Below are 12,020 nucleotides of genomic sequence, written 5' to 3' on the forward strand. Positions count from 1 at the left end.
CTGAACAAGTGCTATTGTATTAAAATGGGCTTTTAATGACTTTGGTATGCTAATTACAAAAACTATAGTCATTTCCAGATTATGAAATTAAAATCTAACTACATCTTCATGAATTCTATTAACACCAAAAATCAAAATTTTTTTTTGAGGCTAGTTTTAATACTTTGCTTTACTATTTTTTTTAACGCTAATGCCCAAGCTCAAAATAAAACGCTTGAATATTCAGCGTTTAGTTTTTTGAATGCAAATGATTCGGAAACTAGTCTTTTTAGTGAAACTGAAATCATACAACAAATTGCCTCAAATGAGGATGGAACTTTACTGCTTGCCCCGATTCTTTCTCTACCTAATTCGTCGTCTAGCCGTCCTAATGATGTTTCAGCCATGGCAAAATCGTCTGATGGTGGTACAACATGGATCAGAATAGAGGTGCCAAGCCTTGTTAATTCCCTAACTTTCAATGAAACGGTAGTGCAATTTGATTTTTTTGAAGGCAAGTTTTATTTGTTGATCCAACAAAATACATCAACTGCTGATGCGGCGGAGAGAATTTCAAGGTTGTTTTATTCTAGTGATGGGATTTCTTGGGACGAAGTTACAGATCAAAATTTTAAAGCCTTGACATATTTTAATTATGCTGAAAACAATGGTTCTATATTTAGTAATATTGAAAAACTAACAGTTAAGGATGGAAAGTATATTGTTTTAGCTACAGAATACAAGCATTACAATGTTAGTTTTAGTCCAAGTAAATCAATTTTAACATCAAGTGAAGATGGAGAATCCTGGATAGCACCAATTGATCTTTTTACTGATTTAAGAGACTCTAATGGTTTAACTTTTATTCGTGATTATGTTGGTTTATCTTATACTAACGCAGGCTTAATATTTTTTAATGAAGATAAACAATTTTTATCTCAGGATGATGGCAGTACATGGAGCATTACAAGTTTGCCTTCACCTTTCTCTGCCACAGATTTTAAATATATCTCTGGCGTAGATCCTTCGGGTGATCAGTATTGGTTAGCAGGTAAGGAAACATTTCTTTTAAAGAGTTTAGATGGAATAAGTTGGAATCGTATAGAAAATAATTTACCTGTTCAAAGAAATTGGTGGAATATCGACTATGTAAATGGGTTGTATTTTGCTTCAGGTAGAGCCAATGTATTAGATCGTGATCAAAAAAATCAACTATTTAGTTTTAATGGAGAGCAGTGGTACTTAGCTGAATCTTCACCTACGGAGTTAACCATTCATGACCAATTTACAGTAGATGTTAATGGAGTATCAAAAATTTTCGCAAGTGCTTTTGATGGAATAAAACATGTTTTTAAGGTTGTTGATCTAGGCGCATTGGATGATTTTGAAATTTTTGGTTTTGGTGCTGATTATGTGACCGGAGAACAGTTAGAAAACATACGAATTATTGCCAAAGATGCTGATGGGAATACCAAATTAGATTATAACAGTACAGTTTCTTTTTCTGGAACCGCTGGAATCTCAGGTGCAGCTACATTTGTTGATGGTATTGCGGATTTGCCCGTCGTTACGATTGGTAATTCACCTGGAGAAGACCTTACTTTTACCATTGTCGATGGTACTGTAAGCAAGTCTGTTAGTTTCAATGTCTACAATCGATTGACAGAATTAGGCTCGTGGAAAGAGGAAGCTTTTAGTGCAACTAATTCAATTTCACAGCAGTTTGATGATAGGTTTCTAGGTCTTCAATATCAGAACAATAGTCTTTATGGAATCATTTTCAGAAGTTTCGGTACAGCTACTGGAGCATATTCCGCCACGAGTAATGATGGTTTGGCCTGGGAGTTAAAAAATAAGCTGACCTTGGATGTCGATCCCAAACCAAACTTTTTGCTCTATGGGAATGGGAAATTTGTGACAATTGCTTCGGCAAGAGATTGGACAACAACAACTTTCTTTTCTAGCCCAAATGGGAGTGAATTTTCTTCAACTAATTCTGGAAGACCAAACGCAAAGACTAATAGTGATGCTACGAGATTAAATTGGAATGATGGTGTTTTTGGAAATGGAAGATTCGTATTTGTTTCAAGTTATACTGGGCTTTATTCTAGTTTAGTAACAGAAAATCCAACTTTTGCCTACTCTTTGGATGGAGAAACTTTAAATCATGTAAGTATTCCATTATCAGGAAGTAGATTTTTATCAGTAGCTTATGGAAATGGCAAGTTTATCGCAGTTGGAGGAAGAAATAGCGGCACATTAGGTAGTTCAAAATATGTGATTGAAAGTGAGGATGGAATTAAGTGGAATACTGAAATAGATGCGAATGACGATCCAATTACCCAAGAGCGTTGGAATTATATCACTTTTGGAGACGGAAAGTTTCTTTCCGTTGGAGATAATAAATTAGCAACAAGTACAGATGGGATCACATGGAATAAAATAGCAGATGCCTCAGTGCAAGGTATATGGTCTAAAGCCTATTACATACGAGGAATATACATTGTTTTAGGTTCTCAAAGTTCAAATTCCAATAGGTCTGCTTTGGACAAAATGCTTTGGAGTACAGATGCGATCACCTGGAATTATTCTAGGGTGCCTCAGGCAATCTCTCAAGGTCATTTAGCGTATGATGGGGAGAATTTTTTACTCACGAGAAACAATATTAATACAACTGAAACTGTAATAAGAGGCAAGGCTGCTTTTTCTTCAGATACGGATTTGATTGATCTTCAAATCACAGAAGGAGAGATTCAGGAAGATTTTGTTAGCGCAAACCTTAATTATACTTCAAGTCAGGTAGATCATACCGTATCAAGTTTTACTGTGACGCCTACTGCTTCCAACCCAGTTGTTTTGATTGAGGTTAAAATCAATGATGGGGCATACCAGGAAGTGTTTAGTGGTACTGCATCTCAAGATCTTCCATTAGAGTTTGATAATAATTTGGTTGAAATTCGGATGACTGCTGAATCTGGGGATGTAAAAACCTACACCTTGTCTATTGAAAGATTGAAATCTCCTATTGCTACTTTGAGCAATTTGCAACTCAGTCAGGGTTTGATAGTAGAAGACTTTGATAGTGAAAGTACCACGTATACTGCATTTGCTTCTTCAACGATGGATGATCTCTCTGTGATCCCTACGGCTATGGATGCAAATGCATTGATAGAAGTGAGTTTTGATGGTACAGTTTATACCCCTGTCCCAAGTGGTCAAAGTTCATCACCTCTTACATTGTCTCAAGGGGCTAATCAGGTTTTGATAAAAGTAACTTCTCAAGATGAATCTACCGTCGAAACATATACTTTATCAATTTATAAATCTAAGGCATTAGCTGGTTTCGAAATTACAGGACATGATTGGGCGACAACTACTTTCAATGCCACTTACCCTATTGAGGGAATCACGATCACAGCGGTGGATCAGGATGGCAAGCGGGATATTTCCTTTACTAGTGCCGTGGATTATTCCGGTACAGCAGGAATTACGGGAAATTCTGCAGATTTTGTTAATGGGCAGTTGACAGGTTTAAGTTTGACTCCAATCAATGAAGGAAATGTTAGTCTAATTGTGACACGGAGCGGCGGATCAGAAAGTGAAAGTGTTTCCTTTTCTGTTGTCGATTTGACTAAGGTTTCTGGATGGAGTTATCCAACTATTCCCGGATCAGATGATCCTGAAAATTTCATCACTGCTGATTTTGATAAGGATAAAGCTGTATTTATGAGTGCTGCAGGTCAAACCTTGATTTTTAATAGCGATAAATCGGTTAATATAGCCGCTTCGGATGGAGCAGCAACTTGGGTACGAAAATTTAGGTTTAAAAATGGCTTTGGTACAGTTGCAAGACAATTTGATCAATTTAGAAAACCAGTACAACTTAGTTTCAATGAAACAGGAGGTCTTAATGTCGTTAGTGGCGTTAGACTTCCTGATGACACTTACTATTCACTTGCTGCTGGTGAATTACATTTTCTAGCACTTTCAGGAACTAATCAAATACTAAGTTCAGATGGTTTAACTGGTGGAAACTCTAATACATGGCTACAAACAAGTTCAGCTAATAGATATTATTGGCCAAATATGATTTCACATGGGTATAATGAAGAAGGAGAGTCTATTTTTGTTGCATTTTATGATGGACCTACTCCTGATCGTTCAAAACCTGGGGTTGCTTTATTCAGGGAGCTTGACCTAGGTGTTAGTAACTTTTTACAGCCGTATCTTACATTTGAAATAGGTGCAAGTTCTCCAACCAGTGGTGTAGATTGGTCAGGTGGTGGTATAGCTTATGGGAACGGACTGTTTGTAGCCGCTTCTGAAACTGGTCAAATCATGTCCAGTACTGATGGAGAAAACTGGATTTATAGAACAGTTCCTGCTGGATTGACCACGGAAATTTGGGCATCGGTGGCTTTTGGGAATAGTACATTTATGGTTATTTCCAAAGCGGGAAAGGTCATCACCAGTCCTGATGGGATAGTGTGGAAGCAAGGTGAGGATTTGACAGGTTTAGACCCAAGTAAAAATCAATTTTGGAATGAAGTAAGTTATGGTGCAGGCCAGTTTCTTGTAGTAGGTTACAACCGTGTAGCTTATGCTGCAGTGGAATATACCGATGCCTTTTTAAGTGCCCTGAACTTAAGTGCTGGAGCACTGTCTCCTAAGTTCAGCTCGACAACTTTTAACTATACAGCTACCGTTCCTAATGAAGCGAGTACGATTTCCCTAACACCTTTTGTTTCGGATTACCGTACCACGCTTACGATCAATGGGGTAGCTACTAACGCTTCCGAAGCAAGCACACCTATTGATCTAAATGTAGGAAAGAATATGATTACTATCATAACTTCTAATGGGACTAGCAGCCAAACCTATGTTGTAGAAATAACCAGAATAGGTTCTGCAAATGCTGACCTAAGTAACTTAGTTGTGAATCAACAAGATGGGGATGAGAATCCAATCATTTCTTTTTCTCCTGTATTCGAAAAGGGGACAGTTTCTTATACGGCATCAGTAGTAAATGCTGTAGGTCAGGTGATGATCACACCGACACTAGATATGGTTGAGGCTTCCATGGAGATTCGATTGGGGCAAGGCTCATTTGCGTCAATTATGTCAGGAACAGCCTCTGCTCCTTTTACTCTCGCCGAAGGTGATAATACCTTCGATCTAAAAGTAACTGCCGAGGATGGAGTTACCGAAAAGACCTATCAGTTGACTATCACTCGACTTTCTAATGATGCGAATCTTGTCGGAATTGATCCAAGTGTGGGTGTAATCATACCACAATTTAATCCGGATTTTTCTGAATATGAGATAAACTTACCTTTTGAAGAATCAAGTATCAAATTGACACCAACACTTTCTGGTCCAAATGCTAGCATGACCATCAATGGTACTGAGATAGCTTCAGGTGCAGAGAGTGAGGAATTTCAATTAGATCCTGGCGTAGGTACTTTGCTTACAATACAAGTTACCTCGGAGGATGGTGAAGTTGTAAAAGACTACAATGTTATTGTGAATAGAGGTGCGGCATCGGATGCTGACTTATTTACGATCAAATTATTAGATGCGAATCCTTTATTAGCACCACTTGATCCAGTCTTTGATAAAAACACCTTGCTCTATTCTGCTTCAACGCAAGAAGAAAGGTTGGGTATTTTAGCGTATTCTGTAGATCAAAATGCAACAGTAGAAGTCCGCATGAATAATGGTCCTTACACTGAGATTCCTCGCGCACAGTTCTCTACCTTATATGATTTAGAGTTAGGCTCCTCTAATGTATTTGAAATAAAAGTTACTGCTCAAGATGGTGTGACAGAAAAGGTCTATACCATTGTAGTAACTAGATTATTGAGAAAACCTGTAATTTCTCAGGTTGCTCCTCAAGTAGCTAAAGTAGGTGATTTAGTCACATTGACAGGTGAAAATTTTGGAGCATCTGCTGCGGAAAATAAAGTTTGGTTCGGGAATGTACAAGGTCAAGTTAGCCAAGCTAGTCCAACACAAATTCAAGTAACCGTTCCTGCAGGTGCGATGCATGCACCGATAAAGGTTGTCAACCGGACATCTAAGTTATCAGGAGAATCTTTCCTTTCTTTTGTCCCTACTTTTGACAATGAAGACAATGCGAACCTATCTTGGAAAAATGCAGTAGAGATAGCCAATCCTGTGACTTCAGCTACTTTTGGAAATGGTAGGTATATCGGTCAGGTGGCAGACATTGATGGAGATGGGAAATTAGATATTATCAAACTTAATCATATCGGAAATAAAGTAGTAGTGTACGTTAATGGTACTACAGCTGGAGATGTTTTATCTACTAATTTCTCTAATGTCGTAAATTTTGATGTTTTGTCCTCTCCAAGAGAAGTGAAGGTGGTGGATTTGAATAATGATGGACTTTTGGATTTAGTTGTGACTTATGGTACCAATCAATATTCCATTTTGATGAATCAGAGTTCTTCTAGTACCGTACGCTTTTCCACGCGTACAGATTACACTTTAGGAGGGAACATAAGAAATATTGCAACAGGTGATTTGAGTAACAATGGTTTTGAAGATCTGATATTTTATATAAATAATTCTAGTACAATTAGAATCATTCCTAATCAAACTGCTCATGGTAGCAATGAACTTGTTTTGGGAGACGAAAGAACTTTAACGAGTGGCGATTTTATTTCTATAATGGATTTACTTGCGAAAGATCTTGATGGAGATGGTTTGATTGATTTGGCTTATGTAACGGATCAAAGAAATTTCTATAAGCGTATCAATGAAAATCAATTTTTAAGTGTTGTTAAGTTAGGTTCAGAGCAATTGCAGAGTTTTGGAACCACTAGAAATCGAACTATTTTGATAGATGATTTTCAGCTTGATGGAGCGTTAGATTATCTATTTGGCGTAACTGGCTTAGATGGAGATCTTCTATCCAGGGGAGCTATTATTTCTCTTCCTGGATTCAATAGTCAATCAAATGAAGTTGGTCAACAATCTATGAACCTCAGCATAGGTGATTTGGATGGAGATGGAAAGCCTGATTTGCTAAACTCTTCAAGTGTTTCATCGAGACATCAAATAATTCTTGCTAGAAATGGAAATGAAGTTGGCCCTGATGCAACGATTCAAGCCAATGATTTTTCCATTGATCGACTTAATTTATTTCCTGATAAATATGGGGTTGTTTTTACAGGGGATTTAGATGGAGATGGCAAAATGGATATCCTACATTTGACAGAAGATAAGATTTTTGTCTTAAGAAATATGACAGGTGAAGACCCGGTACTTAATATAAATGGAAGTTTAGACCCATTTTTGTTATGTGGTTCGACTATATTTCAATCAGAACCTCAGCAGATTACTTTGTCAGGAGAATTTTTGACAAGTGATGTGAGGATAGATCAGAGAAATGGATTAGAATTTTCTTTGGATGATCAGAATTATAGTACGACACTTTCAATACCTGTTCAAAATGGGATATTAGGTGAAACAACTGTATTCATTAGGATGAATACAACATCAAATAGTAATCCTAATCAAAGTATAACGATTTTCACAAGTAATAAAAATCACTTCCTAGCAGCAAGTACTTCAAGGTTTTCGACTGATATCAATTTGTCTGGGGAAGGGCCTGTTTTGGTTGGAGCCACGCTTCAATTGTCATCAAATGTAAATGGAAATCAAGTTAGCCCATGGATCAGTTCTGATGAAGCAGTTGCAACAGTTGACGCAAATGGTTTAGTCACAGCTGTAGGAGCTGGTACAGTGACAATTAGCTTTATTGCAGAATCTGGATGTACAGCAAGCAAGGTGATTGAAGTAATTGAGCCTGTTGCTGTCCCGATCACTGTGGCGTCTTTCAGTCCGGTAGTCGGTAAGGAAAGTGATATCATTACTATCACAGGTACAGGGTTTGGAGCAACTACTTCCGAAAATGTTGTCTTTTTTGGTTCTGTTAGTGGGGAAATTATCGCAGCCTCAGAAACAGAAATTAAAGTCCAAGTTCCATTTGGAGCTAGGACTCATAACTTAATGGTGGTGAATACTACTGACAAGGTTTCTGCTCAATCGAGTAGGTCTTTTGTTTATACTTTCGAGACTGATGAATCCGGGTCTACCATTGTGGAAAATAAATTTTCTAGGATAGATTTATCCTCTGTTAATTCTGGAGATTTTAATTCTGCGGTTAACTTCGGTCACGTCGCAGATATAGATGGAGATGGAAAGGTTGATTTGATCAAAGCAGATAATTCGAATGGTAAAATTGCTATTTATAGAAATATCTCAACTCCTGGTGTACTAGATAATCAAAGTTTTGAAGCAGCATCATTTTATGATGTTGCTGCAAATCCTGCTGATATTGAGATCGGCGATCTCAATAATGATGGTCTCTTAGATATCTTGGTTACGCATAATAATAGCAGCATATCTGTACTTATCAATAAGAGTACTCCTGAGGATATAGCTTTTGAAAATTATCATTCGATTAGCTTAGAAGCTGATGTAAGATTAGTACAAGTAGGAGATTTGAATAATGATGGTAAACTAGACCTCGTATTTTCTACTGGAAATAGGTTTAGAATATACCCAATTGTGTCCTTTACAGAAAGCCAGATTACGATTGGCTCTGAATATCAAGTAACTGATGCTGTATTTGGTGTGAATAAATCTTGGTTAATTCAATCTTTTTCCTTAAAAGATATTAATAACGATGGTCTTCTTGACATTGTTTTTGGTTCAAGATCAGAATTTTTTGCTATAATGAATACCAATTTAATACCTGGAACACTATCTTTATCTAAAGGGTTAAGCAAGTTTGTCTCCGGTACCATCAATGAAGTATTTACGGAAGATTTGAATCAAGATGGTACCAACGATTTGATTCTGGGATACCTTAAAGCTAGTAATGGTGGAGGGGCTATAATGCAAAATGATTTTGAATCAGGTGAAATCAGTACCACTGACTTAGGGTCATCTTTTAATATCAATTCATTTAATAGGAGCCAAAATGAACGCTCTATAAAAATTGAAGTGGCAGATCTCAATGGTGATGGTAAACCTGATATAATCAATACGGATCGTAACGATGGGGGCTCTACGCAAACTTTGAGAATTATCACCAATAATGCTAGTATTGCAGAAGGATCTTCAATGGCAGGTTCTGATTTTATCGCTAATGAAATCATTCGCCTATCTAAATTCGGCGGAGCGTATGGTGTAGATTTGGATAATGATGGGAAACCTGACTGGATAGCATTTGCGCAAGACAGAATTAGTATTGGCAGAAATAAGTTTGATGAAGGTCCTGCGATAATCGTTAATAGTTCTTTGAATACTTTCTTCAGATGTGGGACAGATCCTTCACCAATACAAGAACTTGAAGTGGAAGGTAGATTTTTACAATCTTCCAATGTACGTATTTCTGACAACAGGTCAGTCTTAGAATTTTCTGTTGATGGAAATTCCTTTTCTTCAACTTTATTTATTGATACGAATAATGGGGAATTAGTGAAGACTAAGGTTTTTGTAAGGTTCAAAAACTCCTCTACAAGTACAACTTCTGGATTGATCAGGATAGAGTCTTTTCCAGCAGAAACTAGGGAGATTTCCTTCAACACGAATTTCAATTCAACACCTGTTACTATTTCAGGAGGAGTTTCTAGTCTTGAGGTAGGTCAAATTTTACAGCTTGTTGGGAATGGGACGGCAGCTACGACAAATGCTTGGATTAGCTCAGATCCTACGGTAGCAACGGTTGATTCAAATGGATTGGTTACAGCTATAGCAGATGGGAATACCTTCATCAGCTATCTTTCTGAAAGTGGTTGTGAAGCTAGTATTTCGCTCACAGTGTTCACTAAAACACCAGCTCCTATTGAGGTTCTCTCTATTGTTCCAAGTACAGCCAAGGCTGGAGAGGAAATAGTTATTTCAGGAAATGGGTTTGGGTTGAATCCTTCGGATAATACAGTCCTCTTCGGCGTAGTAGCCGCAGAGGTAGTAGAGTCATCTGAAAGCAGTCTTAAAGTAAAGGTTCCTGCTAGTGCATTATCTACTGGGATTACCGTTGTCAATACTTTATCTGGGAAATCTGCAACTTCATCAGAATCATTTCTATTTACCTTCGAAAACAACTCTGGATCAAATCTTATAAATAATAACACCTTTGATTTGATCACGGTTGCAAATAATATCACTTCAGCAAGTTCAGGACAATCACTTTATCCTGGTTTGGTAGTTGATCTTGATGGTGATGGTAAGGTTGACTTGGTGAAGCTGATCCATAGTGATAGGAAAGTTAGAATTTTTAAAAACAATATATCTGAAGGAAACATTTCAACTGATGCATTTGCTGAGACAATTGATATTTCATTAAGCGGTTCACCAGCCGAAATAGAAATGGCCGATTTAAATAATGATGGTCGTTTAGATTTGATTTTGACATATAGCAATAGTGCTACCTATGGAATCTTGATTAATACAAGTACTAGTGGAGAAATTTCTTTTGAAGCTGAGCAAAATTTTACACTTCCTGCAGCTGTGAGAATGGTTAGAGCTGCGGATTTGAACAATGATGGATTAACTGACCTTGTATTAGCTAATTTCTTAGGAACAACGGCGTATATTCATTTGAATACATCAAGTTTACAAGGGAACACCATTGAATTTGGTACTGTTACTGCGATTACTGGAAGTAATTTTACATCAAATCCAACTTTCAGTATAGCAGACATTGCAGTGAAAGATATCAATAAAGATGGCTTACCTGATCTTCATATTATCTCTAGAAACCATAGAAATTACTATACCCTAGTGAATACTAATTTTACATCGGGTTTGCTATCCATGGATAAGGCACTTACAGCGCCGTCTATTCAAGGTAGCTTCTTTGGGACAGTTTTCTCTGGAGGCTTATTGGTTGAGGATTTCAATAAAGATGGTAAAAATGACTTGCTTTTTGGAGGTCAAATTTCAAGTGGATATTTGTATCAAAACAACTTTAATTCTGGTGATATTATTACTTCTGATTTTGGAGGCTTACAAACGATAAGTAATCTAAGAGATAGAAGTAACTCTAGCGGAAATATTGGTAGAATGAGTATTGCTGATTTTAATGGAACTGGTATACCAGATGTTATCAGTCCGCAATATGCAAGTTCATCAAATAGGTTGTCCATTCTGAGTAATAATAATTCAACAGGAGAAGGTACAGTACTAAATGGAAGTGCTTTTGTAAATAACTACTCGACAAATGCTTTATTTTCTTATGGAAGCGTATTTGGGGTTGATATAGATCAAGATGGTAAGCCTGATTTTGTATCTTTTGATATCAGCTCTATAAGAATAGGAAGAAATAAACTTGGAGAAACTCCAACTATCAAAGTGGCTGGGACACTTTCAACCTTTTACAGGTGTGGTTCTAGTTCAGGTCCTTCAGATGCTCAAGAATTATTTATATCAGGTCAATATTTGACAAGTTCTATAAGTGTTGCTTCAAGTTCTTCATTGGAATATTCATTAAATGGTGTCAATTATGTAACATCTCTGACTTTGCCGATTAGTAATGGTAAGGTGGAATCTACGAAGTTATATGTAAGAATGAGAGGAAACGCCACATTTAATGGTATAAATACCATTCGTCTAACTTCTACTGGAGCGGCTGAAGTTCAGGTTACGGCAGTAACTTTCTATAATAATCTTCCAATCACAATATCAGGACCCGAATTCGTAGATATTGGTCAGTCCATTCAGCTATCAGCCGATCAAAACCCTGATCCTGAAGTGGCTTGGTCCTCAAGCAATACATCTACAGCTACTGTATCTTCTTCAGGTTTAGTAACAGGTATAGCAAAAGGTGAAGTGTTTATTTCTTTCAAATCAGAGACCGGATGTGTTGTGTCAATAAGAATTGTAGTTACTGATTCAGATAACAAAGGAGATGGAGATAGCGAAGGTGAAGGCACAGGAGGCGAAGGTTCAGGTGAAGGCACGGGAGGCGAAGGTTCAGGTGAAGGTACAGGAGGCGAAGGTTCAGG

At 37.3% G+C, this 12,020-nt stretch carries 1 protein-coding gene; it reads left to right on the forward strand.

All coding sequences use genetic code 11. The features are described 5' to 3' along the window. Positions 1 to 384: 384 nt before the first annotated feature. Positions 385 to 12,020: cadherin-like beta sandwich domain-containing protein (locus IEV57_RS18750; RefSeq protein ID WP_229744572.1), on the forward strand; the 11,636-nt coding region annotated here is incomplete at its 3' end.

The sequence above is a fragment of the Belliella aquatica genome, assembly GCF_014637795.1.
Classification (GTDB): domain Bacteria; phylum Bacteroidota; class Bacteroidia; order Cytophagales; family Cyclobacteriaceae; genus Belliella; species Belliella aquatica.